Source organism: Sphingomonas sp. OTU376 (genome assembly GCF_038440415.1).
GTDB lineage: Bacteria > Pseudomonadota > Alphaproteobacteria > Sphingomonadales > Sphingomonadaceae > Sphingomonas > Sphingomonas kyeonggiensis_A.
In genome coordinates this window covers 56,299-82,269 of sequence record NZ_JASATQ010000009.1, presented here as the reverse complement: position 1 = coordinate 82,269, position 25,971 = coordinate 56,299, and the positions used below count along the sequence as shown (strand labels likewise).

Sequence of the window (25,971 nt, the reverse complement as noted above, 5' to 3'; positions counted from 1 at the left end):
TTGGATATGTTCACTTCTTTTCCAGCCCTGCTCGCCACGCTCGTCTATGCGGTGGTCGGCATCGTCATCTTCGCAATCGGCTTCATCGTCCTCGACCTGCTCACCCCGGGCAAGCTGTGGCAGGAGATCCACCAGAAGCAGAATATCGCCGTTGCGATATTCGCCGGTGCCGTCGCGATCGGGCTCGCGATGATCGTCGCCGCCGCCATCCATGGCTGAAGGCGATCCCGCCCATCCACGGTTCCGCGCCTCCGCCCCCGCGGCGGCGCTGCTTGCGTCCGCGTTCGTCGTCTCCACCTGCGGGCTGATCTACGAGCTGCTGGCGAGCACCCTGGCCAGCTATCTGCTCGGCGACAGCGTCACGCAATTCTCCACCGTCATCGGCTCCTATCTGTTCGCGATGGGCGTCGGCAGCTGGTGCTCGCGCTATGTGAAGCGCGACGAAGTGCGGTTGTTCGTCCGGGTCGAGCTGCTGATCGCGCTGATCGGCGGCAGCTCGGCCGCCGCGCTGTTCCTGCTCTTCCCGCTGGTCGAGCATTTCCGGGTCGCGCTCTACGGACTGGTGCTGGCCATCGGCTTCCTGGTCGGGCTCGAGATCCCGCTGCTGATCCGCATCCTGCGCGGCTTCGATTTCCGTGAGACCGTGTCGAACGTGCTGACCTTCGATTATGTCGGCGCGCTCGTTGCCAGCCTGCTCTTCCCGCTGCTGCTGATGCCGCATCTCGGGATGATCCGCACCGGCTTCCTGTTCGGCATCGCCAACGCCGCAGTGGCGCTGGCGCTACTGTTCGTGCTGCCCCGCGCGACCGGCTACCGGAGCGAGAAGCTGGCCGGGGTGCTGATCCTGATCGGCCTGATCGCCGGCTTCATTGCGTCCGACCGGCTCCAGCGCTGGGCGGAGGTGGCGAGTTACGGCGAACCGGTGATCTATGCCCAGACCACGCGCTTCCAGCGTATCGTGCTGACGCGCCGCGACGACGACCTGCGGCTCTATCTCAACGGCAACCTGCAATTCTCGTCGCGCGACGAATATCGCTATCACGAAGCGCTGGTGCACCCCGCGCTCGGCCGGGTGGCCAATCCGCGCAACGTGCTGATCTTCGGCGGCGGCGACGGGCTGGCCGCGCGCGAGGTGCTCAAGCATCCCGAAGTGGCGAAGCTCACGCTGGTCGACCTCGACGGCGAGATGACCAGCCTGTTCTCGAATACGCCGACCCTCGCCGCGCTCAATCGCGGCTCGCTGACCGACAAGCGGATGACCGTGATCAATGCCGACGGCTTTCGCTGGGCGCGCGAGCATAGCGGCCAGTATGATGTGATCATCGTCGATTTCCCCGATCCCGTCGATTACTCAGTCGGCAAGCTCTATACCGACACCTTCTATCGCGCGGTGCGCAAGCTGCTCGCGCCGGGCGGCATGATGGTGGTGCAGAGTACTTCCCCGCTGGTCGCGCCCAACGCCTTCTGGACCGTTGCGTCGACGCTCGAGGCGGTGGGGCTGCAGACGCGCGGCTATCATGTCTATGTACCGAGCTTCGGCGAGTGGGGTTTCGTGCTGGCGGCGGCCAGGCCTATCCCGGACCAGGCGCGCATCCTGCCGGGCGGGCGCTTCCTCACCCCCACGATCGACCAGCGCCTGTTCGATTTCCCGCCCGACATGGCGCGGCGACCGACCCCGGTGAACCGGCTCGACAACCAGGTGCTGGTGCGCGAGTTCGCCGATGCCTGGGGGAAATATGAAGGCTGACCGGCGCACGGCGCTGGGCCTGGGCGCAGCGGCGATCGCAGTCGCCGGCGGCGGTCTCGCCTATGCGCTGAACCATGAGGCGCCGCTGCCGCCGGGCGCGCTGGGCGGCGCCGACATGGCGCGCGGCCACCGGCTGCGTGACGGCGGCTTTCCCGAACCCAGCGCCGAGGAGGAAGTCGACCTCATCATCGCCGGCGGCGGCGTGGCCGGGCTCTCCGCAGGCTGGCGGCTAACCGATGCCGGCTTCGGCAAGTTCAAGCTGCTCGAGCTGGAGGACGCGGTCGGCGGCAATGCCCGGTGCGGGCGCAACGCCGTATCGGCCTATCCGCTTGGCGCGCATTACCTGCCGATCGCCAACCGGGAGGCGAAGGCGCTCCGGCACCTGCTGCGCCAACTCGGCATGATCACCGGCGATGCGGATGGCGTGCCGGTCTATGATCCTGTCCAGCTCTGCGCCGATCTGCAGGAACGGCTGTTCTGGCAGGGGCGCTGGCAGGAAGGGCTGATCCCGCGCACCGGGCTCACCGGGCGGGACCGCGAAGACCTCGCGGCCTTCGACGCGCAGATGAAGCGCTTTTCCAGCTATATCGGCACCGACGGCAAGCCGGCTTTCGCCGTGCCCATGGCCTATAGTTCGCAGGAGCCGCACCTGCGCGCACTCGACGGGCAGTCCTTCGCCGAATGGCTCGATGCGCAGGGCTGGCATTCGCCGGTGCTGCGCGCCCATGTCCGCTATGCGATGCGCGACGACTACGGCACCGAGCCACAGCATGTCTCGGCCTGGGCGGGTATCCATTATTTCGCCGGCCGCCGCGGCTGGGCCGCGAACGGTGCAGGTGAGAACGAGCTGACCTGGCCCGAGGGCAATGGCCGCCTGGTCGGGCAGCTCGCCGGCTTCTTTCCAGGGAAGATCGCGCGCGGCCACATCGTCCACCGGGTCACTCGCGAGGGAGACCGGGTGCTGGTCGACAGTTTCGATGTCGCCGCCAATCGCACCGTCCGCACCCGTGCCCGCGCTGCGATCCTCGCCATGCCGCATTTCATCGCCACCCGGGTTTGCCCCGAGCTCGGCGATTCCAAGGCGTTCAGCTATGCGCCCTGGCTGATCGCCAATGTCACGGTCGATCACTTGCCTGGCGGGCGCGGCGTGCCGCTGGCCTGGGACAATGTGTCGAGCACCAGCGACTCGCTCGGCTATGTCGTCGCCACCCATCAGGGGCCCGCGGCGATCTCCGAGAAGACGGTACTCACCTGGTATCTGCCGCTGTCGAACCTTGAGCCCGCCGCGGCGCGCCGGCTGCTGGTCGAACGTTCGGCGGACGAGTGGAAGCGCATCGTGCGCGACGACCTGTTGGCGCTGCATCCCGAGCTGGACGGCGCGATCGGTGCGATCGAACTCTGGCGCTGGGGCCATGCGATGATCCGCCCCACCCTAGGCTTTCTCGATCGCGGCACGACGCATCAGCCCGCGCCACCGCTGTTCCTCGCCCATTCCGACCTCAGCGGACTGTCGCTGTTCGAGGAAGCCCATTATCACGGGGTTCGCGCCGCCGAAGACGCGATGACCCTGTTACGCCACGCGCATGAGTCCCTGTTGTGACCGGATACCATCTGATCGCCGATCTTAGCGGCGCCACCCGGCTGACGGAGGCCGATCATATCGAGGCCTGCCTCGTCGCTGCCGCGGCGGCTGCCGGCGCGACGCTGCTCGAAGTGCGGCTGCACAGCTTCGGCCCTGGACAGGGGGTGACCGGCGTGGCCCTGCTCGCTGAATCGCACATCTCGATCCACACCTGGCCCGAATATGGCACCGCCTGTGTCGACATCTTCATGTGCGGGCTTGCGCACGACCTCGATGCGGGGCTCGATACTATCGTGACTGGCCTAGCGGCGAGGATCGACCAGCGCTCGCTGGTCCAGCGCAACTTCGGCAAACAGGCGGTGGCGGGCTAGGCCTGCGGGCGCTTCGCATAGCGTCTGGCGAGTGTTGCGCAGACGAAGAGCTGGATCTGGTGGAACAGCATCAGCGGCAGCACGATCAGGCCGACCGCGTGGCCGGCGAACAGGATCGTCGCCATCGGGATGCCGCTCGCCATGCTCTTCTTCGAGCCGCAGAAGACGATGGCGATCTCGTCCTCGGTCGAGAAGCCGAGCGCGCGGCTGAGCGCGGTGGTGATCGCGATGACGATGGCGAGGATCAGCGTGCTCAGCAGCAGGACGATGACGAAGTCCGGCACGCTCAGGCTGCTCCATACACCTGCCACTACGCCGGCGCTGAACGCGGCATAGACGACGAGCAGGATCGAGCCCCGGTCGGCGATCGAGGTGAGCGTGCGGTGGCGCAGGATCCAGCCGCCGATCCAGCGGCGCAGCGCCTGGCCGGCGAGGAAGGGGAGCAGGATCTGCAGTGCGATGTCCTCGATCGCGCCCATCGAGAAGCCGCCGCCCGAGGCCGGTAGCAGCCAGGCGACCAGGATCGGGGTGAGCACCACGCCGAGCAGGTTCGATACCGACGCGCTGCACAGGGCGGCCGGCACATTGCCGCGCGCGATCGAAGTGAAGGCGATCGAGGACTGCACCGTCGAGGGCAGCAGGCAGAGGTAAAGCAGGCCGATCGCGATATCATGCGGCACCCAGGCGCCGGCAAGGAAATAGACCGCAAGGCCGAGCAGCGGGAACAGGACGAAGGTGCTCGCCAGCACCAGCGACTGGAGCCGCCAATGGGCGATGCCTGCCCATACCGCCGAGGCGGAAAGCCTTGCGCCATAGAGGAAGAACAGCAGCCCGACCGCGAGCGTCACCGCCATCTCGGCGATGCCTTGCGCCGCCCCGCGTGCCGGAAGCAGCAGCGCGAGGATCACGGTGCCGATCAGCAGCAGGAGATAGGGATCGATCGAGAAGCGGGCGAGAAGCGAACGAAGCAAGGCGATACTCGTGAACCAGGGAAGACTGGACCTTGGGGACGGGAGGGCGCTGGCGCAATCCATCCCTTGGTTTGATCGATCGATGGCAATTTCGTGCGCGGGGATGCTGCGGCGGATTGCGGAACGGGCGCATCGGCACGCAATATGCGGCCCTGAAAATCTCTCGAGGGGAAGGCTGCTTGCAGGTCATCGATACGCACGTCCATTTCTGGGATGTCGATGCGCTCGACTATCCCTGGATCGAGAAGGGCTCGCCGTTCGACCGCAGTTTCCTTCCCGCCGGATATCAGCGCGCCTCCGCCGATGTGCCGGTTGCCCGGATGGTCTTTGTGGAGTGCGATGCGCATCCGCGCTGTTCGGTGCAGGAGGCGGCCTGGGTGGCCGGCCTGGCCGAGGCCGATCCGCGTATCCAGGCCATTGTCGCGCGCGTCGCGCTGCTCGACGATGCCGCGCCGGCAACGTTCGAGGCAGTGCGCGCCCTGCCGCTGGTGCGCGGGATCCGCGACAATCTCCAGGGCCATCCTGCGGGCTATGCGGTACAGCCCGGCTTCGTAGCCGGCGTGCGCGAGGTGCATCGGTCCGGGCTGCATTTCGAGCTTTGCCTCACCCATGACCAGCTGACGGAGGCGATCGAGCTCGTCAGGCAATGCCCAGACGGACAGTTCGTCCTCGACCATTGCGCCAAGCCGGCGATCCTGGCCGGGCTGCGGGAACCCTGGCACGCGCAGATGCGCGAGATGGCGGCTCTGCCCAATGTCGCCGGCAAGATCTCCGGCCTGCTTACCGAGGCGGACTGGACCGGCTGGGTGCCGGACGAGATCCTCTGGTACGCCCGCGCCGCGGTCGAGGCGTTCGGTCCCGATCGCATCCTGTTCGGCGGCGACTGGCCGGTTTGTGAAGTCGCGGGCGGCTACAAGGCCTGGTTCGGGCTGGCGAAAGCACTGAGCGAGGACTGGAGTGAGTCCGATCGCGAGCACTTCTTCTGGCGGAATGCCGAACGCATCTATCGATTGCCGGCTTGATCCAGCGGTGCCTTATCCCGCCTCGTGGTTCTTCCGGCGCGAGGTCTTGCCGATCCCGGGATTGAAAAGATTGGCCGGATCGAGCGCTTCGTAGAAGGCTGCCAGGTTCGGTGCCGCGGGATAGGTATGGCCGACATTGTGTTCGGCAGGATAGCGCGCGCCCCTTTTGTCCAGCAGGTCGAGCATCGCTGTCTTGATCGCATCGGGATCGGCGCCTGCCGTGAGGACATAGTCCTGGTGCAGCACATGGCAGAGGAAGTGACCGTAATAGATGCGGTGGGCGACCTGCTCGCTGATCTCGGCCGGAAGCGTCTCGAACCAGTCGGCATCGTTGCGGCGAAGCGCGATGTCGAGCGACAGGACGCCCGCCGATTGCCGGGTGTGCAGCGCTCGGTACCGGATCGCCGCGCCCGCGATCACGAAGCGGTGGAGAAACGCCTTGGCCGCTTCACCCGGGGTGCATTCGACGCTCGCTGCGTCCTTGCCGGAGCCCCATTGGTCGAGCAGCGCGCGCATTTCCGGAACCGCGCCGGCCGATACCTTGATCAGGAGAAGGTGCTCGAACCGACCGCGCCATTCGCGCAGCCGGGGGGACAGATGGTCCGGCAGCCAGCGCGCCAGTCCGTGCAGCAGTCGATCGACGGCATTGGCGGGCATCCACCGCCAGCGCTCGAGCATCGCGTCGATGCGGCTCTTGAGCGCGAAGAACCTGGGAAGCCGGTCCGTCCCCAGCTTCTCGATCAGCAGGAACTGGTCCTTGCCATAGGTGTCGGCGAGATCGAACGCTTCGCGATGCAGATATTCCGCCGCGATCGGGAGCGGGCGATCCTCGCTCAGGATAGCGCGGCGCAGCGTCGCGAACTGGGCGGGATCGTTGCAGCCGACCAGGAAGGTACGGGTGTCCTTCTCCAGCTCGAACGTGTCGAGCCGGACCGCGAAGACCGCGAGCTTGCCCGCGGATCCGGAGGCTTCGTGCAGGCACCTCTTGTCCGCATTGTAGCGCGCGGGCGTATCCGCATCGACGTCGCGGACCTGGCTGGCATAGTCCTTGTCGCTGGCCGATTTGCCGGGGGTCTCGTCCGCGATCCGCGGAAAGGCTCCAGTGTCGAGCTGGTGCAGGATCTCGACGGGGTCGTCCCCCAGGTTGATGCCGAGATGATTGACCAGTTCGATGCCGCCATCGGCCGTCGACCGGGCGAACAGGGCATAGTCGGTATAGGCGACGCCGCGTCGCACCAGCGAGCCGCCCGAATTGTTGCAGACTCCGCCGACGATCGACGCGCCGAAGCAGGAGGAGCCGATCACGGAGTGCGGCTCCCGGCCCAGCGGCTTCAGCGCGCTTTCGAGCGCGTGAAGCGTTGCCCCGGGCAGGCAGATCGCCTGGCGCCCTTCGTTGATCGGGGTGATGCCGCCGATGCGCAGGGTGCTGATGATCACGATCGGCCGGTCATATCCGCCCGGTGCCGGCGTGGAGCCGCCGGTCAGGCCGGTATTGGCGGCCTGCACGATCATCGGCGCGCCGAAGCGGGTACAGGCCTCGATCGCGCGCCACATCTCCACCAGCGATCCCGGCCGGACCACGGCAAGGGCATCTCCCGCCGCGGTTCGAAAACCGGTGCGATAGAAGCGGGTGCGCCTGGGATCGGTCAATACATGTCGCGCACCGACGGCACCTTCGAGCGCCTGGAGGAGATCGTCCCGAACCTGCGTTTCTTCGCCCACCGTCATTCCCGTCAGCTGCAGCGCGTGCGCAGGCCGGGCCCAAATGGAAATTGCGCGGATCCGGATGGGCGCATGTGCGCGGAGAGGCGGTGGTGGGTCCGCCGCCTACCATGAACTGGGCTGGAAACGGCCGAAATCAGCCCTTCTGCGCCCACAAGGTTTGCGAAATACCCCCACCGATACCCCCACATTATAATTCGTGTGCAAAGCGAGATGCAACGAGGATGAGCGCCAGATCCGCTGGCGAGGGGCGCATCTGCTTGAAGATGCAGCCAGGGAGGGCGAAGATCAGGGAGGCGGGGGCGCATCTCCAACCCTTGGCTGGCGCTGCGCGCAGTAGTTGCTATGTTTCCGCTGTGCTCGAAAGACATCAAACCGTCCTGCAGATGCGCGAGCAGGGCTCAACCTTCAAAGCGATCGGCGCTGCTCTTGGTGTGACGCCCGGCCGAGCCGGTGTTCTGTACAGGCGGGCGCTCGAGGTGCAGTCCGAAGAGGCGGCGGGGATGGGGATGGCGGCAATCAGGATTGTCCGGCATTATCGAGGCGATCTCGACGAGCTGGCTGCGCTTGCTGAGCGCGATCACACGGCTGCGGTGGTTTCTCTCATTCAAGAGCCAAATTGCCTTCGCCGGCACGCGCTGCAGATTATTGCCTGGCTGAAGGCAGGCAATCGCGAGAAGCCCTAGACGAAAGTCGCGGTCAGTGGGTTGATGCGCCTCCTTGCAAGCGCGCGGGTGACTTGGCAGTATCCCGCGTCTCCCTAGTACCGCGGCCGGAAGATATCCCCACGGTTTCTTCCGGTCGCCCTTTTCAACAGTCGTAAGATCGGGTCGAGGGCTCGAGTCGCGGCCTAGGCGAATCGCTGTCGTTCCCTTTATGTTCACAGCGTGGATTACAATGACCCCCGAGCGCTTCGGCAAGCCATTACCATCCTGCGGGACAGCATTGCAGAGGGCCCCGGGAGACCGTTGACGACCTGCGAGAAGCTCGCTTGTCGGATGCTTATGCCGGTGGTGGGCAGGCGTACGCTGCTGCACTTTTGCGAAACGGTCGAAAGGGCGAATCCGCTCTATCGGAAGTCACACCTCGCCCTATCGTGCGATGCTATTGAGCGGGATGTTCTGCGGTACCTGAAGACGTGCAGATAGGGCGATCGCCGTCGCTCCGGTGCGCACGGCAGGCAGTCGGGGACTGCGTCCTGATCCATGTTGTCGTGAGATCCTGGGGGAATTGGCATTAGTCAGGGCTCCCCATCGGGCGCGTGGCCGGGAGATCCCTCTTAGTCTTCCGGCCACGTTTTCTGGCTAGGCGGGGCGAATGCTCTTGATGGCCGTGTTCGGTTGTCGTGACGCGGGGTTATCCGAAAGTCGGTGACCTCGGGGGCGAGATTCGGATGACCCGATGTTGGCGCGGCATATAGCGGAAGCCGATCACGCATCCCAGTTCGGGCCTGCCGCCGTCCAAGTCTACGTGATCGACGCTTCACAGCCTGCCACATTGCCACTCACGACTCTAGAGCGGGTGACCGACCTGTCAGGCGGGCACATGGTGGGCCGGCCACCAGATGTTCTAGTTTGCGCACTCATAAAGCGGACCGGCAGCTTACGCCCCAGTCTCCGTCATTCGTCCGCTGATTTACGGTTCTCCATAGCGGACACAGTCCAACCTTCATAATATCGAGCGATGATTCAATCCGCCGTCGCATATTCCGCCAATGGGAAAATCATTGTTGCCCCTGTCGTTCGCACGACAACCGGCCTCGGGTTGGAAGTGGATCCCGGCGTCTACCCGGCCGTCGCCGCCGACATTGCCCTCGCTATAGAAGATGCCTTGGCGAAGTCCGCAGTGGTTGTGGGACACCCGCAACAGAGCGAGTGGAAAGGCTTCTTCAAACCGTTTCAAGACGCAGCTGGAGTTCGCAGCCACGCCGCTTTTATGAAAGCGGCGCAAAGGGTGAGCATTCGTGTCGTGGACAATCAGATTAAGATCACGCCACAGCGTAACCTTGGCTCGAAGGAAGGCTTCGCACCTATCTCTGATGCCGCTGTCTTTTTTCCTATCGGCGATAAACACGGCGCTGCGCTGGCTGTGTTGCAGCTTCTGAACTGACCGGCCGCTTTCGATAGCGAGCGAACGAAAGCTGCTAGTCAGCCTCCCACCCATTATCGGCCGCTCGGCGGTGCGGCGATCAATCTGAAGCTGCCGGGCAGCAAGCGCCCCACTTGCGGACATACCGGAGGGCGGCTTACCGTTTCGCCTCGGAGGTGATTGGACCGTTAGGCTGATCTCAACCAGCCAAGAGAGGGCAAATCATGCGGGTGGAAGAGCAAGCTCCAATTGACCGGCGCATTGTGTCCGCACTCATCGAGGCCACGCCAGAGACCTGGGACGCAGCGGACCTAAGCGTGAAGAGAGTTGAAGCCGACGGCATTGAAAGACTTGAGATCGAGATCAGCAACCCGAGAGGGCTGCGGGATCTCGTGGGGACCACAGACGAGCTAACTTCAGCACTCTACGCGCTATGTGATTGCTTCAGAGTAAGCGGCTCTATGTGGCGCGAGGCCAACTACTCGGTCGCTTCGAATGAGAGCGGGAATTGGGGCTTCAAGGCCTCATTCGCATACTAACTCGAACGACTGCTTTTCACCCAACTGTCGTCGCTCAGCCGGGCAACTGCCCGCCGAGGAGCCGACAGGCGGCAAGCGCCCCACTAGCGGACCATCACTGCGGCGCCTACGAAAAGCTTGATGACGCATGATCTGCCTGACGAAAGCCACTCACAATCCGGCGTCTGTGATCGCTTCTGGATCGCTCCATTCGCCATAGACGGCGAATTGCTCGGTGTTGGGGCGCGGCTGTTCGACGAGTTGTCCCAGCATTGGATTGGGGTTTGCGCGTCCTTGATCGATCACTACGGGCCTGTTTTTGATCAGCCTCTCCAAGGGCCGCTCAGTCATCTGCGCATAAAATGTACCGCCGTTGAAAGCGCGGCGATGGTCGTTGTCTATGCCCATGGACAGCCAGTGTCCTCGTTTGCCGTTGCGACTGGCGCTGTTCCGTCAGCGGACACGCAGGTTCTGGCAATGTTTGCTGAATCGATCCGGTCTTCGACGCGCCAGTTTCAAGTGTCGAACATAGATATGCCCTTTCGTGAGATTGCGGTTATGGATCAGCGGCCACTTATGGTCGTAGTCCCGTGGCCACAGTCATCCATCGCCGAGCAAGACCACGAACTCGCGAAGGAGTTAGGGTGGCACCTAACGGCGGCCCTGATTCGCAAGGCGCGTGGATGACGGCTTTCCACCCATTTCCGGATGTTCAGCGGACCCAAAAGCTGCCGAGGCGCAAAGCCCCATTTTCCATTGTTCAAGCGCCTTGCCGGACGACCCCAAAACGGTCAAACCGCTCTGATCTTAGAGGGGAGTGAGATGAAGGCGGCGTTCTGGCGGTTCGCGCATTCACGCTACCATAGCAGGCCGATATCGCGCCTGACTGACTTCGCCGCACTAACATGGGCGTTCCTTTTCGTTTTCGTCTACAGCGCAGCCTTACTGGCGGGATGGCGACCCAGCGTGCCCGAGACGATGATTGGACTCATTCTGATCGGCGCACCGCTGATGTTTGGCATCGTCCACCGCCGTATCCGACTTGAAGCAGCAAAGGGACCAGACGCTCTCTATCGTAAGAGGGTCGAAGCAAGTCGCTAGTGCAAGGTATCACGCTGCAATGCTCAAAGCGGCTTGTCAGCTAACCACCCACTTGCGGACATTGGGGGGCGAGCCATAAACCGGCGGCATGAGCAACCTAACAGTTCAGCAGTTCATCCGCGAGCTTGAGGCCAACAATACGCATTATGCGCTCACGTCAGTCCGCGAGGGGGCTGTCATGGTGATTGTCACACTTCCTGGCGAGCGATGGGAAATTGAGTTCTTCGATGATCGCGGCCCCGACGTTGAAGTGTTTCGCAGCGAGGGGAGTATCTTCGGCATCGAGAAGCTTGCGGAGCTCGGCGTTCAGCCAACCTGATAACGGCAGCTTCCCACCCAATAGCAGACATTGGCTCCATCGGGCCGGCTGCTATAGCTAGGCTGCAACGGGGAGCGATCTAGTATGGGTGCTAAGGAGTTCGCAGCGGCTTGCCGCGAGGAACGCGATACGCTGCTTTCATCCTTTGCCGACGTGTCAGGAGGAACCGCTGTCGCGGCCCACCTAGCAACTGCGAACCTGACCGAATCTCAACGCAAACAGGTGTTCGCGGCAATTGATGCGGTCCTGACAGACACCTTTTACACCTTGCTTCTCGCACTCGACGGCGCAGCCGCATTGGGCGGCAAGCAACACTCCTTCGTCTTAACTGACGGGAACGGCGACACTATCGCGAATGGCGATGGCCGCTTGGAGGCCGCGGCTTGGGACGCGTTTCACTCTGATAGCTGACTGACAGCTCTCCACCCATTCTCAGCCGCCCAGCGGCGCCTGGGCCGATCAAAAAGCGGTCGGGCTGCTCACGCCCCATTAGCGGGCATTCGCCGCCCGGCAAAAACGGGCTATTGATCAAAGCATGAGCAAGCGAAACGATCAAGGGCGGGAGATTTGGTTCGACCGCGTCGCGTGGAGCTACATGCCTACGCACTGGAAGGGCATTGTCTATCCTATCCCGATGATATGGATCAGCCTCGCGCTCTGTTGGGCGGCGAGCACTTTCAGTGAAGTGCTAACGGTGGCGATTTTTCTCGTATGTTGGGCGGCGATGATGTGGTTTTGTGAGCGCCACTCGCCAGCACGCCGTTAGGTCCGCTTCCCACCCATTCTCGGCCGCGCACCAGTGTGGTGGCCGACCCAAGAGCCGATCGTTGGCAAATGCCCCATATGTAGTCGTTCACCGCATCGCGGTGCTCGCCCGAAAGCGGCCGTTCGTTCACCTCGTCGATGACAGCCAGATTGAGAAAGCGGCATGACGACACTCACAATTCATGACTTGGACGGTGGCGCTCTCGCATTCGACTTGCGCGACCTAATCCGTGCTCTCGCCCCTTTGTCACTGGCCGCAACATGGACGATTACGTCGCCAGATGAGTCGTCCTTCGAAGCGACAGGCGTAGGAGGGCGGCGTCTCGAAGAGTTGGCGGAGGCGTCGGCTCGGATCGCTGGTGACGAGCTTCTCATTATCGCCGCCGACACAGTGCAGGTCATTTGGGGGGACTTCGTGGGCGCGTCGCCTGACGATCCACATCGAGAATGGCTGACTATCCGAGCATTCGACAGCTCGTTCTATGAGGTGGAGACCTTGGATGCAGACGCAATCGCGAAGGTGAAATCTCGCTTCTCCGACGTCCGCATTGCGGAAGACACGCACTGAAGGCCGACTGTCGCCTTACGCCCCAATAGCAGCCCTCGGTTCAGCACAGCTCCTCTCGCGGAGAAGCAACAAACTTCCAGAATATCCACGCGATCAATGACGCGATTGGTGCGCCAAAAAGAAGGAGCACAATCCATCCCCCGTTCCTTAACGTCATTTCGGCGAACGGCGAATTATCGCTCGCCAAAGGAGCTGGGGATACCTCGGTGAATGTCGTAACCGCAACCGCCACGGCCAGAGCGAGCAGGAAAGCCAACAAATAGCTCCCGAAATCAGTGCGATGAAATCGGCGGAGCATCAGGTGAACTGGAAGGCCCGCAACCAACATCCCGTAGCTGGCCGCAAAAGCGATGCCGAGGCTGACAGCGACGTCCGACCAGCCAAGGCTAGGGCGTGCAATCGCAATGGATACTAGGGCGAAGATCGGTGCGGGAGCGGCCAATAGAGCTTTGATGTTCGTAGCCATTGTTACAGCGTAACCAAATCACACGAGTTCGCAATGGTCGCTTTCCACCCCAATTGCTGACCTTTATCAAGTCGTTCCCGCACCCTTGTCGTAAAGATACAACGTCACTGCCGAGGACTCTGAGCTAGCCCAGGCGATGGCTTCTGCCAGCGTGATATTCTCTCGCTGGTCATAGGTAAGGTCGTCATCGGTCGCCGGCTGTAAATCCGCGTCTTCGCAGGCGTTGTCATGCGAGGTTGCTTCGAGGATGGCGTTCACCTCGCGCCAGCGGTAGGGCCTAGTCCGCCTGTCGATAATATTGCAGATCATGCCGCGAGCTTAGCGACACCGCGCTTCGGCGCAACGGCGGCTTTCCACCCACTTCCGGACCTTAGTCAGCTAGACTAGGAAGAGGTGATGGGTACGCGCTATACCATGTTGCGAGAGGCAGTTGCCAACCTAGCAGCATCGGCGGAGGCGCAAGTTTCATATCTTGATAGCAGCTTCTCAGGCCTAACAGGAGGCAAGAGCGCTGAGGCTTACGGCAACTTTGAGCTCGCGATGGAGTTTGATGATAGCTTTGTAGCTGTCGGTCACATGCTTGAGTTCGGCGAGATCAGTCAGGATGAGATTGATGCCCTCCAAACTCTTGATGAGCTGTTGAGCTGTTGGAGTGGCCCGTCACACGAGGACTTCTGGGTGCGGGAAGCCTTATTTGACGACCCGCGCTGGCAGGCGATCCGTTCAAGAGCTGCCGAGGTGCTAGCGCTCCTGCCCGATGAGGCGCGAGAAAGCGATTACACTCGCAGCCTGAATGTCGGCAAACCCGCCACTAACGGACCTTTCCGCTACCGCTATGTTCCGACTATGCGAGCCTTGCTCATAGTAATTGCTGCAATGGCGTTCGCCTTCGACGTTATGACGGTGAGCACGCTGATCGATCCACCGGTTATATTTGCGATTGAGATGGCGTGCGTTGTCGGTTGGGCAATGGTCATTTGGCGAGTTCGGTCTCTCGCTGCGGTACCGTGGATCGGGTTGGCAACCGGACCCTTCGTTCTCTACGGTCCACTCCGGTGGCTGTTGTTTAACTGGTGCCTGCTGGTCGGTCAGTGCGTGGCCTGACGACCGCTTTCCACCCATCGTCGGCCGTTCGGCGGTGAAACGGTCGATCTAAAAGCTGTCAGGCTGCAAACGCCCCAATTTCTGCCACTAGTGCCGAGGATCGAACGACCTGAAATCTGCCGTTCTATTGGAACACTGCCACAAGCCTTACCACTCGCGCCACTCGTCGATCTCCTCCACGAGGACCTTCTGCCGCGCCACGTGGGCCATCTCTTCGAGCACGGCACATATGTCCTCGCGCTCTTCGGTCTCAATGACGCCACCGGCTTCCTCGTCCGCCTCATTGAACCAGTTGACTGTCCTTTTCAGGATCGCTCGGACGTCCGCTCGACGAGGTTTCTGCCCAAGCTGCTCAAGAGCATCGTAAGCATTGCGAATCGTTGCGCGCGCAGCCGTGGTGAACTCTTCTGATGGAAACGGCGGCGATGGAGTCCATCGCTCGAAGGGGGTTTCTGATCGAAGTTGCGCCCATGTCAGCTTGCTCAAGCGCGTGCGATACCGCTCCTCCTTGGCCGCACGCTCCGCTTCATTTTTGGCGTTGTTCTTCTCGGCCTCGACGAGGAACGCTTCTCGATCATTCGCCCAACGCCACTCCCCTTCGGCGGCATGATTGGCAGCACGAAGCGTGGAGAACCGCGAGCCCGGCGCGTAGCTCGCGACCGCGTCGACATGCGATTGCTCCGCGCGGGAAACTGGCAGTGTTCCAGCGAAGTTGAACTCGTCCAGATCGCTCTCCGGCTTCCACCAATTGCGATTTACACCAAATATAGCGGGCCTGCCCGTATGCGCGAACCGATGCTCGTTGATTATCGAGACGCCACGGATGTCTTTGCCGGTCGGAGCTTCAGGCCACACGCGGTCTAGCACCGCGACAACGACATGCTGGTCATCAGCGCCGAGAATCTTGATGGCCGCAAACCGGCCCGTGTCGGCTGGACCGAACTCCGAATAGGGTCGAGTCTGAAAGGAGTAGACCTGCCCCGCTTCTACTGAGGTGGGCAGCGAGATTGCGCCTGTGCTGGGATCAGCCAGCTTGCGCCCGAACGCCCATTTCAAAAGACCCCTCACCGATCATCCCCCACCCGCCGAGACCTAGAAATAGGGGCGGCTTTCCGCGATTGAAAACTCAAAAGCTGACTAGCCGCTTCCCACCCATAGTCGGCCGTCCGAGCGGTGCCAGGCCGATCCGGAAGCGGTCGGGCGGCAAACGCCCCGATAGCGGACGTTCTAGGCAGCTGGTAGAAAGGCCTCATGGAAGAAGCAGAAACGCCCCGCCGGACAATAGCACAACATCTTGCCGCTGGCTCAACCGCGATCATGCAAATTGAAGCTGATCGCGTGCATGCGGCTCCGGAACCTGTTTGCCACCACTTTATCGAAGTCGATCCGATCGATCCGATGAAGACAAGCGTGGAGGCGATCTACTCCTATTTCGTGCCTTTGTTCGCTTCGGCAGGAGTCGACTTTTTGCCCGACCGACTTGAGGCATGGGAAACCGTCAAACCTCAGATGGAGTGGCTGCAAAGGCGCATTCCGCGCATTTTAGAAGCCGCCAAAGAAGCGGGTTTGGTATATCAAGGTTGGACATGGGAACCTCGTGATCGCCAACCGATCGGAGCATTCGACATCCAAGTGGTCAATAATCGGACCGTCTGACGAGTTTCTGTTCGAACGTCCGCTTTCCACCCAATGGCAGACGCCAGCATTATTCGGTAACGACGGCCTATGAAGAATATCCTGACCGTCGATAGCGCGTTGAACGCTACCTTCAGCGTGTTCCAAGCCACAGATGAAGAGTTTGCGATCCTTTTTCCTAACGGAGAGGAGATCGAGGTAATCGAGGATGTCATCGGCAGGGTCGGCGAGGCCGTGGCAGAAGAGATATTCTCTCGCATTTGGGAGCGTCCTATTTTGAAAAGGGAGGCCCAAGGTATCCACGCCACCCTCATCTACGACGAGCCGTCGCGCCGCGACTACCTGCCTGCCTCTCGACGCGAGATCGACTGGGACGAAGGCGCAATCAATGAGGCGCAACGCTGCCTGTTTCGCTCAAAGCGGTAATGTCCGCTTTCCACCCAGTTGCAGACGTTCGCTAGAGGCCTCTCAGCACTCCATTGAACTTGCCGCAGTCGCATTCGTGCCAAGTGGTCGTATCCTGATGTCGAAACTGTATGACTGATCCACATTGGTCGCATGTTATCGACGCGACGTGATTGTTCGCCGCCCAACTGTCGAGTGCGAGCAGGAAGCGCTTCAGGTCCGGGTTATGAGTTCTCTCAAAGGGCACGCCTAAAACTACCATCCGCTAAAGTGATTGGCCAACGTCCGCTTTCCACCCATTATCGGCCGCTCGGCGGCTGATCCAAAAGCCGCCAGGCGGCAAATGCCCCACGTGCGAACGTTCGTCAGCCGTGGAACCATGACTACATGGCCCTGATCGCACGGCTCAATATAGGAGAAACGCTCGGCGATCGCGTCATGAAAGTGGACCATGCCGGTGAGCACGGTGCCGTCTGCATTTACGCGGCGCAGCGATGGTTCGCCCGTTGGCGGGCACCGGAGATGGTAGACGAGCTGGACGAGTTTCTTGCACACCGAGCACAGTTCCTCGCGGAGCTACAGCGTCGCGAAAGGCCTCGCTGCAGGAGTTACTTTCTGTGCGCAGTTGGTGGATTTGCGCTTGGAGCTGCGACGGGTCTCGCTGGCCGCGACGCGATCGCCGCGACGACGGTAGCGATCGAACGCGTCGTGCTTCATCACATGCAAGAACAGCTTCAGGCACTCGACGGAGTCGATAAACAAGCAGCCGATACCTTGCGGGCAATCATCGTGGAGGAGCAGGAGCACCATGACCGCTCGGCTGCGAGGATAAGGGAGGTCGGCATGTGGCCCAAGCTGATCGACCCGGTTGTGGCATTCTCTACGGAAGCCGTCATCTGGCTTGGCATGCGGCTGTAGCCCGTACGGCGAATGGCAGCTAACCACCCATTGTCGGGCGCTCAGCCGGGCAGCCGCCGGTCCAGGAGCGGACAGGCAGCCAACGCCCGAGTAGCGGACATTTCGAGCGGTCAGTCACGCGTTGAGATAAAAAGCGCCCGCAACGCTAGATCGCTCAGGCTGAGAACCTCAGCAGAGGTCTCGCTTCGGACCCAACCGATCCATTGGATAGCCTGTGCGCCGCGAGCTTTCTTCCGGCGCGATGAAGTGCCACTCGAATACCTTGTTAACACGCAGCACGCTGGAGCCACCATGCGTCGGCGCATCCTCCGACGGACCAGGAACACTCGTTACATCTCCGGTCAGCATAATACTGGTCCACAGACAGTCAGGATGTTTTGCGAAGTGGCTCGCGACAGCCTTTCGCACCGGGGCCAACGCATCTCCCTCGAAATGCCCGCCTTCACCAAGCCTTATGCCGATCAATCCGGGTTGAAGCATGAAGGCTATGCCAAGCGGCTGATCTCCACTGCTCATGTTGGCGATCACCGTAGCGTTTGGCCGGTGCGTCGGCGGGCGCTGCTTCTCCTCTTGCTTCGCCTTACATCCGGCAAGCATCGCGATCATTGCCAGCGGAACAAGGCGCATCATGTTGCAAGCCTAGCACTATAATCGGCGACAGTGCCAAGCGGGATATCGGCTGGCAGTTCTCAACACCGATATTGTGAAGGGCCGGTCAGGAGCGGACTGGCAGTGTCCCACCCAGATGATCAAGGAAGAAGAACCAACTTGGCGCGGCGGAGATAGGCTTGCGCCTGTTCCAGCCCGATCTTGCCGCCATTGACCTTCACGCGAACGGCCGTCAGGTCATCGCAGTCGGCGACGGCGTTGATGTTGCGCTGGCGCCAATAGGCGCAGGCAACGAGCATGCCGACATCGGGCGTCGCCACCAAGTCGGGACTGGCCAACACGGCGACGCCGGTGAGCCGCTGGGCATCGGCATAGTTGTCGTGGAAGGTAAGCATGGTCGGGCCGCGTCCCCGATAAAGCCAGCCGTCGCCGGGCTTCGCATTGCCGCCACGGCCGCCATAGACCTTTTCGGCAAGATGCTCTGGCTTGTGAGCGAACAGGCTAGCATCGAGTGGGGTTGGGAAGCGGCTCGGCCAGACGGCCCGCAGTCGCGTGGCCGAGTAGTTGAGGTTTTCCTCGAGCTTCGCAAAGCCGCCGGTCTCAACGGCCCACTGCGCCAGCGCATGCGCGACGCGCAGCGGGGTGATGATCTCCGCCGAAGGCAGGTGCTGCGCTGCGGCTGCGCCGAGTTGCGCGATCAGCGGCGTGAGCTGCTGCCGACCGATGAAGGCAAGCAAGGCGGCGAGGGTCTTCGGCCCGGCACTCCCGTCGATCGCGAGCGAATAGCCGCGCGCTGCCAGCCGCCCCTGGAGGGGACGTGCATCAAACATGGTAATACTCCTCGGTTAGGGTGCCGGCGGCGGATCGTCGGCGATACCGGCCACGCGCAGGATCTTGCGGGTGTAAAGCTCGGCCAGCTTGAAGACGCCCTCACCGAGCATGCCCATGCCGAGGCCCAGGAAAATGCCGATGAGCGGCGCGGGCCGCTGCCAGATCACCAGCGCCACGGTCACCCCGAAGACGGCAGCGGTAATTGGTGCATCCAGCACCAGCCGATATTGATGCTTGAGGTGCTGGGCAGCGTTCACCCAGACTCGGGCGACTATGCAACCGAACACGGCCGAGATCATGCCGGCGGCTTCGAAGGGATAGCCGAGAAAGTGCCAGATGACCGGCTCTGCTGTTGCCACGCTTGCCCCCGCTGCTTGAACTGCCTGCACCGCGATCAGCGTCACTGCGAGACCGGTTGCCCCCAGCCGGTAGATCATCGCGTAGAGACCACGCCGATGGCCGCGAACAGGCAAAGAAGGGCGAGAAAGGCGGGGCGCTTCAGCATGGGAAGCGAGGCCCACATGTTGAGCGGAAAGGGCTCCTTGCGCAGTTGGTCGACCATACCGCGCTCAGAGAGGAAGAAGGTGGCGAGCCCGCTGATGCCAAGCGCTGCCGCCACCGGATCCACATATCGTTGCAGCGTCAGCACCGCAGCCGTTCCCACCGGATCAAGCGGGTTCCATCCCCAGAGCACCGCGGCGGCAATTCCGAAGCGAAGCACGCCGGCCAGGGTGAGTGCTATGCCGATTCCGCGCCAAATCGTTACGGGATGATCGAGCGTGTCGCGCTTCCGGTTACGCCAGATGTCCCCGATCCACTTTGCCGCCAGCATCGCGCACAGCAGGAAGGCGAAAGTGAATGAGGCCAGGTTGATTACCACCAGCCACCCTTGGCCGTCGAAGCTGGGTGGGGCGGCTGTCGCCGGCCCCATGGCGATCGCCTTCTCGGCGAAGCTCGAGACGTTCATAGCGAGGTTCTCCTGGGATCAGGGATGAGGCGCGGCAGAGGCTGCGAGCAGGAACATGGCCAGTTCCTCGTAGCGGATGCCCCAGCGCTCGACCGGCCTGCCCTGATCATCGAACGCCGGCATTGCCTTGGTCACCGGCTGCTCGATCGTCACCATGACCGGCTCCAGGTGTACGGCCTGCCGCATGATGGGAGCGCCCTCCGCATCCTCGCCGGTGCGCAGCATAACGGCTACGCCCTGCTCATCGACCAGCGGGATCTCTTCGAACACTGGCCGCGCGTCGTTGACGGTGCGCTCCCGCGCTCGCGCGATACCGTCTTCCACGACGATGGTCGTTTCGGCGCGTTCGTAGGGCTCGGTCTTCTGCACATGGACCTGCTCCATCACCTCCACTTCCTCCATGAGAGGGTCTCGGCACAGGAAGGCGTAAGCGAAGGGATCTTTAATGCCCGCCGCCAAGCCGGCGGCGTGCACGTCCTGAGCGAGCACGCCGAAGTGCAGCCGCGCCGCTTCACCCTTCGCCGCGATCGCATCGTTGAAGCGATAGGGAAGGATGCGGATCGCGCGGGCCCAGGCGATCTCTTCCGGCGTCAGCCCGCCCTCACCTCGGACGGTCTTGAGCGCTGCGTCCGAAGTGTTGATGGTCGAGGTTGCCGCATAGACCGTACCAAAGCGACGGGACGCCGAGCCCAGATTACGCGCATTATCGGCACCCGGAATGATGCTGCCCGACGTGTCGCAGCGGAAGGCCTCTGTCGTGCCGGCGACCTGTATGATCATCGCGCCGGCGTTCTGGACGAGGTGCCCGGCATAGGAGGCGTCCGCCAACCGGATTGTCGTACCAACGCCGGCAGTGTTTTCGAGCGCCAGCAGCGAAGTGCTTCCCTGCCGGGCATTGATGCGCCACCCGCCGGGGTTGGTGGTGCCGATCCCAAGATCGCCCGCCCCGCTGAAGCGGCCATACTCGGTCTTTGCCCCGCCCGCGTTGTAGTTGTTGAACGTGATCGCCCCGCCAGCGTAATTGTTCACCTCGGCGGTGCCATCTGCGGCAACGCCGATCATCGCGCCGCCCGCGCTATTCCCGGCGGTGACGTAGCTCTTGACGCTGCCGACAACGTTCGCATGGATCTTGCTCACCGGGGCAGCGGCGCCGAAGCCGAAGTTCGCCGATCCGTCTACGACGAAAAGCGGCCCGGTGTAGCGGTAGGGAACGCCAGCCCGCACAATCACGATGCTGTCGGTCGCCGCAATGGTGTTGGTCGCGGTCAGCGCGTTGAAGTCGGTATCGGCCACGGTCAGCTCTCCGGTTCAGTGGGTGGATCGCCGGCTTCGGGTGGTTCGGGATAGCCGGCGGTGATGTCGATGAGCAGGATCTCAGCAGCGGTGGCTCCCTCGGCGACCGCCGTATCGAGCGCGTTGCGCACGCTCTGGCTCGCGGCGTGGCAGAGCCCCTGGAATGTCGCCACGCTGACACCCAGCGCGATCACCTGGCCGGCATCGAGGGTGTGCTGGCGATTGTCGTGATCGGTGAACGTCAGAGAGTACGGCTCGTTCGCCGCCTGCGCGAGCGTGGCCATCTGGACCGCTCCGGCGATCGTGAGGCGGCTCTCTAGGTCGCAATCGGCAATAATCACGTCGCCGGCGAGCACACCCATGATCGGCAGTGGCGCGTTGCGGCGCTGCTCGCGGTAGACCTTCGCCGCCTCCCACCGGTCGTTCCGGGCCTGCTCGGGCGTTGCCCGCAGCACGATAGCGCCAAGTCCCCAATCCCATCGCTCTTGCGTCAGGTCTAGCTCACGCTCCAGCTCCGCGAGATCGAAGAGGTCACCGTCGTACGGCGCGTAGGCGCCGTCGCAGCTGACGAGCTGCTCCTCGCCCGTGGCGCGATCGCGGACCATCCACCAGGTCACGAGCCGGTCCCCGCGAAGGTGCCGGAAAACGACATCGTCTGGCCGCTGGTGCCGGATGCCTTTCGGAAGGTCAGGCGGAACTCATAGGTGCTGCCCGCCGTCAGCCCGGTCTTAGTGACATTGACGTCGAGCGTGGTGTCCGTAGGGCCGTTGGTCTTGTCGTAGCTGGCGGAGCCGTTGCTGAGATACTCTGAACCGACGTCCGCCCAGCTGCCGCCCGGCACCCGCCATTGCGGCTTCGCGTAACCCGACTGCGAATAGACCCCGCTCGGCGCGTAGAGCGAAACGGTGAGCGAGGTGCTGAGCGCGACTTGGCCAGCGGAACCGGCGACGCAGGTAAACGAAGCGCTGTCCGCCCCGCCATATCTGGTGGAGGTGCTGGACGCGCTTGCGTTGACCGATCCGGAGGTGCCCGGATTGCCGGTGCTGCCCGTGTTGACCGGCGCCGCAGCGCGGGACCGCTGGACGATGACAGGGAAGTCGCGGGTCACGCCATTGTAGGTCGATCGGATCGTGAAGCTGGCCGAGTCCTTGCTGACGGCCGTGATGTTCGCCACGCCGTCGCCCGCGCCGATCGTCAGCGTCACCCCGTCCGCCGCGACGATCGACCATGCGGTCGCAGTGGTGACATCGGTCGAGCCCTGCAGTCGCTTGTAGGGGAAGTCCTTCGGCACCGCGCCCGCGTCGAGCACGCCGAGATAGTTGGCGTTGAAGCTGAGTGGCGTCGGCCCGGTCACGGAAGGCTGCACGAGCGCGGTGTTGTCCGCGGTTGAAATCCAGTCGGCGCCGTTCCAGCGCGCGAGCACGCCGGTGGTGCCATTGTACCAGAGATCGCCGACCGCAGTCGCCGCCGGCACGCCGGCTCCGGTGAAGGTGGTGACCTTGCCGTCGGCAGTGCCCTGCGCGCCGGCTGCGGCCGCGATCGCAGCCGCTATGCCCGTATCGCGCACCAGCACCCAAGCCCCGCCGGCCGCTGAGTTTGCCGATGCGCGGTACAGCTTGTTGCCGTCGTCGGTGTCGGTCCAGAGGTCGCCCTCGCCGAACACAGCGGGCGCGCCGGGCTGATAGAAGGAGTCGATCTTCCCATCGGCCGTCGCCTGCGCATTGGCCGCGTCGGATAGTGCCTGGGTGATCTGAGCGATCTGCGCGGGCGTGGCACCCACCGTCGCCACTTCCGACCAGGATGCGCCGTTCCAGCGCTTCAGCGACTGGGTGCTCGGCTGATACCAAAGGTCGCCGAAGCTCTCGGCGGTGGGCGTGGCCTCCTGGTTGAAGGTGGCAACCTTGCCGTCGGCGGTCGCCTGGGCGCCGGCCGCGTCGGTCAGCGCTTGCGCAATGCGCTGGTCAGGCGCCGGTGCCCAAGGCGGATAGACGATCGCAGCACCACCGAAGGTGAACACGGTGCCGCCGATCGAGAGCCGGCCGCTGCCAGGGAGGCGCCGATATTCGAAGTTGCCCGCATCGGTATCGACCCAGCGATCATTCTCGGCGCTCTCTGCGGCGGTCGGCGGCGACACCTGATAGAAGATGGTGCTTTTGCCGCTGGCGAGATCCTGCGCCGCTTCGGCAAGGTCGAGCGCGGCAGACGCGTTGTCCGCAGCGGTGTCCGCGGTGGTGACTTCCGGCCCCAGAATGCGCCGACCGCCCAGAACCCCGCGCGATCGATAGCTGACGGCGACTTCGTAGGCAGTGGAAGGAAGAACCCCCGCGATTTCCTTGCGAGCAGTCGTGACCGGCTCGACACCGGCCACGCTCCAATTGGCGTCGGCCGCCTGCCCGTTGACGAACCGCCGGTATTCGAAAACCACGCTTTCTGCGGATCCGGCATCGACGGCGCCCGTAACTACCAGAGCCGGGAAGGTAACGCCGTCCTTCGTCAGGCCGGTCTCGGAGATATCCCAGGCCGCCGCGCCGGGCACCGGGACCAGCGGCGGCCCGGATAGGGCGGGCGTTGACGGGGGCGTAGTGGTCTGGCCAAGCGCGAAAGGATGCTTGCCCGGCGTTTCGCTACGCGCCGTCATCGTCGCGATACCAGAGCCGGGATCGAGATCGCGGTTGAGCAGGAGGATCGTCTGGCCGTTGAGGCCCATCTCCGGCAGCTGCGCGGTTACACAGTCGCCGGGTTTGAAGCCCATCCAGAACAGCTTGAGCGGCAGCACGATCGGGCCGAACTCACGCGCGTTCTCGATATCGTAGCGGACGGCGGTGGCGACTTGGTTCGCGTCCTGGATGAACGCATAGTCGAGCACCTTCGATCGCTTGCCGCGATCGGCTGCGACATATTCGGGTACCGAGATCGGAGGGCCCGGCAGCAGCTGCCAGTTGTTCGCCTCGAGGCGGTAGCGCGGCGTCACCGTGTTGATGCGCGCGCGGCGCGGCTGCGTTGCCGCAACCGATGCCTCGCCGACGACATCGTCGATGGTGATCGTGGCCAGGCTGACCTTGGGCGCGTTCACCAGGCAGCTGATCTTGGCGCCGAGAGCGAGGGGCTCGCCCATGCCAGCCTGCAAGAGCTTCTTCAGGCTATCCCACTTGTTGTCACCCGAGAAGATGACGCCACCGACTTTCCATCCGTTCGCCTGCGCGATGTTCGCCCCGTCAACGAAAGATGCGACGTCGATCCCGGCCCAAGGAGCACCCATGCCCATGACGCGCTGGTACTTCGACGTCGGATCGTTTCGATCGCGCTGCCAGATGCCGTGCACCCACTTGAGGCCATGAAGATACGGGTCCTCGGAATATTCCCAGGTCGCGACGGCGGCGTCGTACGCTGCAGTGTCCGCCGGGTCGGCCATGCGATGGGGGCCGCTTCCGCCAGGATAGGTGCTGTCCTTGCGCGGATCGTAGCAAAGGCCGCCTTCGACCACCCACATCGGGGCGGGCACACCATTTTGGTAAAGCTTGGCCTTCGTATCGAAGCGCAGGGTCCAGGCGGCTGCCGCGAGGCCTGAGAGCTTGTGGGCGGCTGACCACCCGGGCGGCGTGCCAGCACCCGTGCCGAAGCCAAGGGCAGCCGGCTGCGGCAACAGGCCGAGCTGCGTCGTCATCCACATGAAACCGGCAAAGGTGCCGATGGCCTGGCCGACGCCGTTGAACGAAACGGCGGTGCGATCGGCGGTGAACCCGCCCACCGACTTCACCGGCCCGATAGAGAGCACCGACACGAAGGACTGCCGGTCGTTGTCGCCGGCGTCGCTGGTGTTGAAGCCCTTGCGCAACACGATGTTGCCCGCCGACCCCGTCCGGCCCACCACATAGGGGAGGCCGGCGTCGGGATCGGCGCTAAAGCTTGTTTGCGACCCTGTCGCCTGCGCCGATGGTGGCTTTGTTGTCAGCCGCGCGGCGAGTGACAATCCGGCTGCGGCTATCGTGGCGACCGAGGCCGCGGTCGCGGTCGCGGCAGCGGACAGGCCGATGGCGGTGCCGGCCCCTGGGATTGCGAGCGTTAGCGCCACCACCGACACCACGATGGCAGCAGTCTTCAAGACTTTGCTCAAAGGAAGCCTCCTGGTGGAAGAAGGAATGCCGGTGCTATTGCAACTGGGGTTTGATCCCGCAGGCTCGGCGTGGGTGCCGCCTGTCGAGAGCCAAATGTTCGCTGGTCAGGTGTGCGTCAGCTAGGCCGTAGACTCATGCAAGCGAACCGGCAGCTTACGCCCCAGTTGCGGACATTCGCAGATTTGGCCATCCCGACAGTTGCCGAAGCGAATGGTCGCAAAATTTCGAGGACTCTGTGTGGCGCCTGCTCAAACGATCACGCTGAACGTTAGCTACGAGCTGCCCGACGAAACTTGGCGCTCGATTGCTGGAGTATATCAACAAATGGCGGGTTGGCGCGGATACAAAGACGGGATTCCCTACTGGTTCGGAAACGATGGTGACGCGCAGTTTCTGTGGGCGTCGGTAGAACCGTCTGGCCTGCTGATCAGTGGTAATTTGGACAATGACCGTTGGGAAAGTTGGATGAGCGACCTTCTCGCGCGCTTAACCGGTGTGCTGGGAATTGAGGTGCATGACGCAGGCGCATGACGTTTGGTAATGACCGCAAACCACCCAAACGCCGACGTTCAGGCGCCGCCCGGCCGAATTTAAAGCCGCCCGGCGGCTCACGCCCCAGAAGCGGACATTAGGCCGCGCGGCTCAGGTCAGTACCACACCGAGGACATTGGCGAGGCGGGAGCGATCGCACAAACGGCTTGCCGAAGGAGGCAATCCTCCATCGGCACGTTGGGCAACGTGCGAGAAGTTGCCGGTAGATGGTCGAGGCTGCAAAAACTCCCAGTGTTGCCCAGAGTAAAGGCTGCCCAATGCGATCGTCATAGCCGCCAATCAGGACAGTGATCGGGATCAGT

General features: G+C 63.0%; 30 protein-coding genes. 17 read left to right on the top strand and 13 right to left on the bottom strand.

The genetic code is table 11. The features are described 5' to 3' along the window. Nucleotides 1–6 precede the first annotated feature (6 nt). From AAHM44_RS06300 to speD, 4 genes are read left to right on the top strand one after another with little or no spacing between them, the layout of a single operon-like run. A complete protein-coding gene (locus AAHM44_RS06300; RefSeq protein WP_269573826.1) occupies nucleotides 7–219 on the top strand; it encodes a DUF350 domain-containing protein in 213 nt (70 codons plus the stop codon). Next, nucleotides 212–1,747, top strand: coding sequence for a polyamine aminopropyltransferase (locus tag AAHM44_RS06295; RefSeq protein ID WP_342249415.1), 1,536 nt, complete (start codon nucleotides 212–214; stop codon nucleotides 1,745–1,747). The genes AAHM44_RS06300 and AAHM44_RS06295 overlap by 8 nt, the downstream gene beginning before the upstream one ends. Next, a complete protein-coding gene (locus tag AAHM44_RS06290) occupies nucleotides 1,737–3,347 on the top strand; it encodes an FAD-dependent oxidoreductase (protein WP_342249414.1) in 1,611 nt (536 codons plus the stop codon). The genes AAHM44_RS06295 and AAHM44_RS06290 overlap by 11 nt, the downstream gene beginning before the upstream one ends. Beyond that, entirely contained in the window at nucleotides 3,344–3,700 is a 357-nt protein-coding gene (gene speD, locus AAHM44_RS06285; protein WP_342249413.1) for an adenosylmethionine decarboxylase, read from the top strand. The genes AAHM44_RS06290 and speD overlap by 4 nt, the downstream gene beginning before the upstream one ends. On the opposite strand, the gene AAHM44_RS06280 is transcribed toward speD, so the two are convergent. Further along, on the bottom strand, nucleotides 3,697–4,677 hold the full coding sequence (locus AAHM44_RS06280) for a bile acid:sodium symporter family protein (RefSeq protein ID WP_342249435.1): 981 nt from the start codon (nucleotides 4,675–4,677) through the stop codon (nucleotides 3,697–3,699). The two genes, speD and AAHM44_RS06280, sit on opposite strands and share 4 nt — an antisense overlap. Nucleotides 4,678–4,850: 173 nt before the next feature. On the opposite strand from AAHM44_RS06280, the gene AAHM44_RS06275 reads away from it, so the two are divergent. Next, complete coding sequence (locus AAHM44_RS06275) at nucleotides 4,851–5,693, top strand: amidohydrolase family protein (protein ID WP_342249412.1); 843 nt, start codon at nucleotides 4,851–4,853, stop codon at nucleotides 5,691–5,693. Between the two features lie 12 nt (nucleotides 5,694–5,705). Here the strand turns inward: AAHM44_RS06275 and dld are convergent, their stop codons facing one another. Next, nucleotides 5,706–7,421 carry a D-lactate dehydrogenase gene (gene dld, locus AAHM44_RS06270; RefSeq protein ID WP_342249411.1) on the bottom strand — a complete coding sequence of 572 codons (1,716 nt, stop codon included), beginning with the start codon at nucleotides 7,419–7,421 and terminating at the stop codon, nucleotides 5,706–5,708. A 254-nt stretch (nucleotides 7,422–7,675) separates the two neighbouring features. Between dld and AAHM44_RS06265 the strand changes: the two genes are divergently transcribed. The 3 genes from AAHM44_RS06265 (at nucleotide 7,676) to AAHM44_RS06255 (ending at nucleotide 10,042) form a co-directional block, all read left to right on the top strand. After that, entirely contained in the window at nucleotides 7,676–8,101 is a 426-nt protein-coding gene (locus AAHM44_RS06265) for a hypothetical protein (protein ID WP_342249410.1), read from the top strand. Between the two features lie 997 nt (nucleotides 8,102–9,098). After that, nucleotides 9,099–9,524 (top strand): hypothetical protein, encoded by a 426-nt coding sequence (locus AAHM44_RS06260; RefSeq protein WP_342249409.1) that lies wholly within the window; start codon nucleotides 9,099–9,101, stop codon nucleotides 9,522–9,524. 242 nt (nucleotides 9,525–9,766) lie between these two features. Next, nucleotides 9,767–10,042, top strand: coding sequence for a hypothetical protein (locus AAHM44_RS06255; RefSeq protein WP_342249408.1), 276 nt, complete (start codon nucleotides 9,767–9,769; stop codon nucleotides 10,040–10,042). Nucleotides 10,043–10,192: 150 nt separating this feature from the next. On the opposite strand, the gene AAHM44_RS06250 is transcribed toward AAHM44_RS06255, so the two are convergent. Continuing rightward, nucleotides 10,193–10,429 (bottom strand): hypothetical protein, encoded by a 237-nt coding sequence (locus AAHM44_RS06250; RefSeq protein WP_342249407.1) that lies wholly within the window; start codon nucleotides 10,427–10,429, stop codon nucleotides 10,193–10,195. A gap of 414 nt (nucleotides 10,430–10,843) precedes the next feature. On the opposite strand from AAHM44_RS06250, the gene AAHM44_RS06245 reads away from it, so the two are divergent. From AAHM44_RS06245 to AAHM44_RS06230, 4 genes are all read left to right on the top strand, one after another. Next, nucleotides 10,844–11,122, top strand: coding sequence for a hypothetical protein (locus tag AAHM44_RS06245; RefSeq protein WP_342249406.1), 279 nt, complete (start codon nucleotides 10,844–10,846; stop codon nucleotides 11,120–11,122). Between the two features lie 88 nt (nucleotides 11,123–11,210). Beyond that, a complete protein-coding gene (locus tag AAHM44_RS06240; RefSeq protein WP_184171477.1) occupies nucleotides 11,211–11,441 on the top strand; it encodes a hypothetical protein in 231 nt (76 codons plus the stop codon). 84 nt (nucleotides 11,442–11,525) lie between these two features. Next, nucleotides 11,526–11,852 carry a hypothetical protein gene (locus tag AAHM44_RS06235; RefSeq protein WP_342249405.1) on the top strand — a complete coding sequence of 109 codons (327 nt, stop codon included), beginning with the start codon at nucleotides 11,526–11,528 and terminating at the stop codon, nucleotides 11,850–11,852. Nucleotides 11,853–12,369: 517 nt separating this feature from the next. Beyond that, nucleotides 12,370–12,774, top strand: coding sequence for a hypothetical protein (locus AAHM44_RS06230; RefSeq protein WP_342249404.1), 405 nt, complete (start codon nucleotides 12,370–12,372; stop codon nucleotides 12,772–12,774). Nucleotides 12,775–12,814: 40 nt separating this feature from the next. Here the strand turns inward: AAHM44_RS06230 and AAHM44_RS06225 are convergent, their stop codons facing one another. Then, nucleotides 12,815–13,240 (bottom strand): hypothetical protein, encoded by a 426-nt coding sequence (locus AAHM44_RS06225; protein WP_342249403.1) that lies wholly within the window; start codon nucleotides 13,238–13,240, stop codon nucleotides 12,815–12,817. 66 nt (nucleotides 13,241–13,306) lie between these two features. Next, nucleotides 13,307–13,498, bottom strand: a complete 192-nt coding sequence (locus AAHM44_RS06220; protein ID WP_342249402.1) for a hypothetical protein — start codon at nucleotides 13,496–13,498, stop codon at nucleotides 13,307–13,309. A gap of 138 nt (nucleotides 13,499–13,636) precedes the next feature. Between AAHM44_RS06220 and AAHM44_RS06215 the strand changes: the two genes are divergently transcribed. Continuing rightward, complete coding sequence (locus AAHM44_RS06215; RefSeq protein WP_342249401.1) at nucleotides 13,637–14,344, top strand: hypothetical protein; 708 nt, start codon at nucleotides 13,637–13,639, stop codon at nucleotides 14,342–14,344. A gap of 147 nt (nucleotides 14,345–14,491) precedes the next feature. Here the strand turns inward: AAHM44_RS06215 and AAHM44_RS06210 are convergent, their stop codons facing one another. Further along, a complete protein-coding gene (locus AAHM44_RS06210; RefSeq protein WP_342249400.1) occupies nucleotides 14,492–15,412 on the bottom strand; it encodes a hypothetical protein in 921 nt (306 codons plus the stop codon). A gap of 183 nt (nucleotides 15,413–15,595) precedes the next feature. Here AAHM44_RS06210 and AAHM44_RS06205 point away from each other — a divergent pair, with 183 nt between their 5' ends. The 3 genes from AAHM44_RS06205 to AAHM44_RS06195 all read left to right on the top strand — a co-directional run bounded on the left by AAHM44_RS06205 (nucleotide 15,596) and on the right by AAHM44_RS06195 (nucleotide 17,302). Then, nucleotides 15,596–16,000 carry a hypothetical protein gene (locus AAHM44_RS06205; RefSeq protein ID WP_342249399.1) on the top strand — a complete coding sequence of 135 codons (405 nt, stop codon included), beginning with the start codon at nucleotides 15,596–15,598 and terminating at the stop codon, nucleotides 15,998–16,000. Nucleotides 16,001–16,069: 69 nt separating this feature from the next. After that, complete coding sequence (locus tag AAHM44_RS06200) at nucleotides 16,070–16,405, top strand: hypothetical protein (RefSeq protein WP_342249398.1); 336 nt, start codon at nucleotides 16,070–16,072, stop codon at nucleotides 16,403–16,405. A 366-nt stretch (nucleotides 16,406–16,771) separates the two neighbouring features. Further along, nucleotides 16,772–17,302: a demethoxyubiquinone hydroxylase family protein gene (locus AAHM44_RS06195; RefSeq protein ID WP_342249397.1), complete on the top strand. Its 531-nt coding sequence runs from the start codon at nucleotides 16,772–16,774 to the stop codon at nucleotides 17,300–17,302. A gap of 168 nt (nucleotides 17,303–17,470) precedes the next feature. On the opposite strand, the gene AAHM44_RS06190 is transcribed toward AAHM44_RS06195, so the two are convergent. The 7 genes from AAHM44_RS06190 to AAHM44_RS06160 form a co-directional block, all read right to left on the bottom strand. Continuing rightward, nucleotides 17,471–17,932: a hypothetical protein gene (locus tag AAHM44_RS06190; RefSeq protein WP_342249396.1), complete on the bottom strand. Its 462-nt coding sequence runs from the start codon at nucleotides 17,930–17,932 to the stop codon at nucleotides 17,471–17,473. A 119-nt stretch (nucleotides 17,933–18,051) separates the two neighbouring features. Next, on the bottom strand, nucleotides 18,052–18,741 hold the full coding sequence (locus AAHM44_RS06185; RefSeq protein ID WP_342249395.1) for a glycoside hydrolase family 19 protein: 690 nt from the start codon (nucleotides 18,739–18,741) through the stop codon (nucleotides 18,052–18,054). A 15-nt stretch (nucleotides 18,742–18,756) separates the two neighbouring features. Continuing rightward, the gene (locus AAHM44_RS06180) at nucleotides 18,757–19,179 is read right to left on the bottom strand and encodes a hypothetical protein (RefSeq protein WP_342249394.1); all 423 of its coding nucleotides are present in this window, start codon (nucleotides 19,177–19,179) and stop codon (nucleotides 18,757–18,759) included. Next, complete coding sequence (locus tag AAHM44_RS06175; RefSeq protein ID WP_342249393.1) at nucleotides 19,176–19,709, bottom strand: hypothetical protein; 534 nt, start codon at nucleotides 19,707–19,709, stop codon at nucleotides 19,176–19,178. Before AAHM44_RS06175 ends, AAHM44_RS06180 begins: the two co-directional genes overlap by 4 nt. A gap of 18 nt (nucleotides 19,710–19,727) precedes the next feature. Next, a complete protein-coding gene (locus tag AAHM44_RS06170) occupies nucleotides 19,728–21,002 on the bottom strand; it encodes a tail fiber domain-containing protein (protein ID WP_342249392.1) in 1,275 nt (424 codons plus the stop codon). 2 nt (nucleotides 21,003–21,004) lie between these two features. Next, complete coding sequence (locus AAHM44_RS06165) at nucleotides 21,005–21,619, bottom strand: DUF4376 domain-containing protein (protein WP_342249391.1); 615 nt, start codon at nucleotides 21,617–21,619, stop codon at nucleotides 21,005–21,007. Beyond that, complete coding sequence (locus AAHM44_RS06160) at nucleotides 21,616–25,116, bottom strand: hypothetical protein (protein WP_342249390.1); 3,501 nt, start codon at nucleotides 25,114–25,116, stop codon at nucleotides 21,616–21,618. The genes AAHM44_RS06165 and AAHM44_RS06160 overlap by 4 nt, the downstream gene beginning before the upstream one ends. A gap of 238 nt (nucleotides 25,117–25,354) precedes the next feature. Here AAHM44_RS06160 and AAHM44_RS06155 point away from each other — a divergent pair, with 238 nt between their 5' ends. Next, nucleotides 25,355–25,648, top strand: coding sequence for a hypothetical protein (locus AAHM44_RS06155; protein ID WP_342249389.1), 294 nt, complete (start codon nucleotides 25,355–25,357; stop codon nucleotides 25,646–25,648). Nucleotides 25,649–25,971: the final 323 nt, after the last annotated feature.

Excerpts from the sequence above, each read along its gene's own strand:
- AAHM44_RS06300 (WP_269573826.1), top strand. The coding sequence starts at position 7 with ATGTTCACTTCTTTTCCAGCCCTGCTCGCCACGCTCGTCTATGCGGTG.
- AAHM44_RS06295 (WP_342249415.1), top strand. The coding sequence starts at position 212 with ATGGCTGAAGGCGATCCCGCCCATCCACGGTTCCGCGCCTCCGCCCCC.
- AAHM44_RS06290 (WP_342249414.1), top strand. The coding sequence starts at position 1,737 with ATGAAGGCTGACCGGCGCACGGCGCTGGGCCTGGGCGCAGCGGCGATC.
- dld (WP_342249411.1), bottom strand. The coding sequence starts at position 7,421 with ATGACGGTGGGCGAAGAAACGCAGGTTCGGGACGATCTCCTCCAGGCG.
- AAHM44_RS06260 (WP_342249409.1), top strand. The coding sequence starts at position 9,099 with ATGATTCAATCCGCCGTCGCATATTCCGCCAATGGGAAAATCATTGTT.
- AAHM44_RS06250 (WP_342249407.1), bottom strand. The coding sequence starts at position 10,429 with ATGGGCATAGACAACGACCATCGCCGCGCTTTCAACGGCGGTACATTT.
- AAHM44_RS06245 (WP_342249406.1), top strand. The coding sequence starts at position 10,844 with ATGAAGGCGGCGTTCTGGCGGTTCGCGCATTCACGCTACCATAGCAGG.
- AAHM44_RS06240 (WP_184171477.1), top strand. The coding sequence starts at position 11,211 with ATGAGCAACCTAACAGTTCAGCAGTTCATCCGCGAGCTTGAGGCCAAC.
- AAHM44_RS06235 (WP_342249405.1), top strand. The coding sequence starts at position 11,526 with ATGGGTGCTAAGGAGTTCGCAGCGGCTTGCCGCGAGGAACGCGATACG.
- AAHM44_RS06230 (WP_342249404.1), top strand. The coding sequence starts at position 12,370 with ATGACGACACTCACAATTCATGACTTGGACGGTGGCGCTCTCGCATTC.
- AAHM44_RS06225 (WP_342249403.1), bottom strand. The coding sequence starts at position 13,240 with ATGGCTACGAACATCAAAGCTCTATTGGCCGCTCCCGCACCGATCTTC.
- AAHM44_RS06215 (WP_342249401.1), top strand. The coding sequence starts at position 13,637 with ATGGGTACGCGCTATACCATGTTGCGAGAGGCAGTTGCCAACCTAGCA.
- AAHM44_RS06205 (WP_342249399.1), top strand. The coding sequence starts at position 15,596 with ATGGAAGAAGCAGAAACGCCCCGCCGGACAATAGCACAACATCTTGCC.
- AAHM44_RS06200 (WP_342249398.1), top strand. The coding sequence starts at position 16,070 with ATGAAGAATATCCTGACCGTCGATAGCGCGTTGAACGCTACCTTCAGC.
- AAHM44_RS06195 (WP_342249397.1), top strand. The coding sequence starts at position 16,772 with ATGGCCCTGATCGCACGGCTCAATATAGGAGAAACGCTCGGCGATCGC.
- AAHM44_RS06190 (WP_342249396.1), bottom strand. The coding sequence starts at position 17,932 with ATGATGCGCCTTGTTCCGCTGGCAATGATCGCGATGCTTGCCGGATGT.
- AAHM44_RS06185 (WP_342249395.1), bottom strand. The coding sequence starts at position 18,741 with ATGTTTGATGCACGTCCCCTCCAGGGGCGGCTGGCAGCGCGCGGCTAT.
- AAHM44_RS06180 (WP_342249394.1), bottom strand. The coding sequence starts at position 19,179 with ATGATCTACCGGCTGGGGGCAACCGGTCTCGCAGTGACGCTGATCGCG.
- AAHM44_RS06175 (WP_342249393.1), bottom strand. The coding sequence starts at position 19,709 with ATGAACGTCTCGAGCTTCGCCGAGAAGGCGATCGCCATGGGGCCGGCG.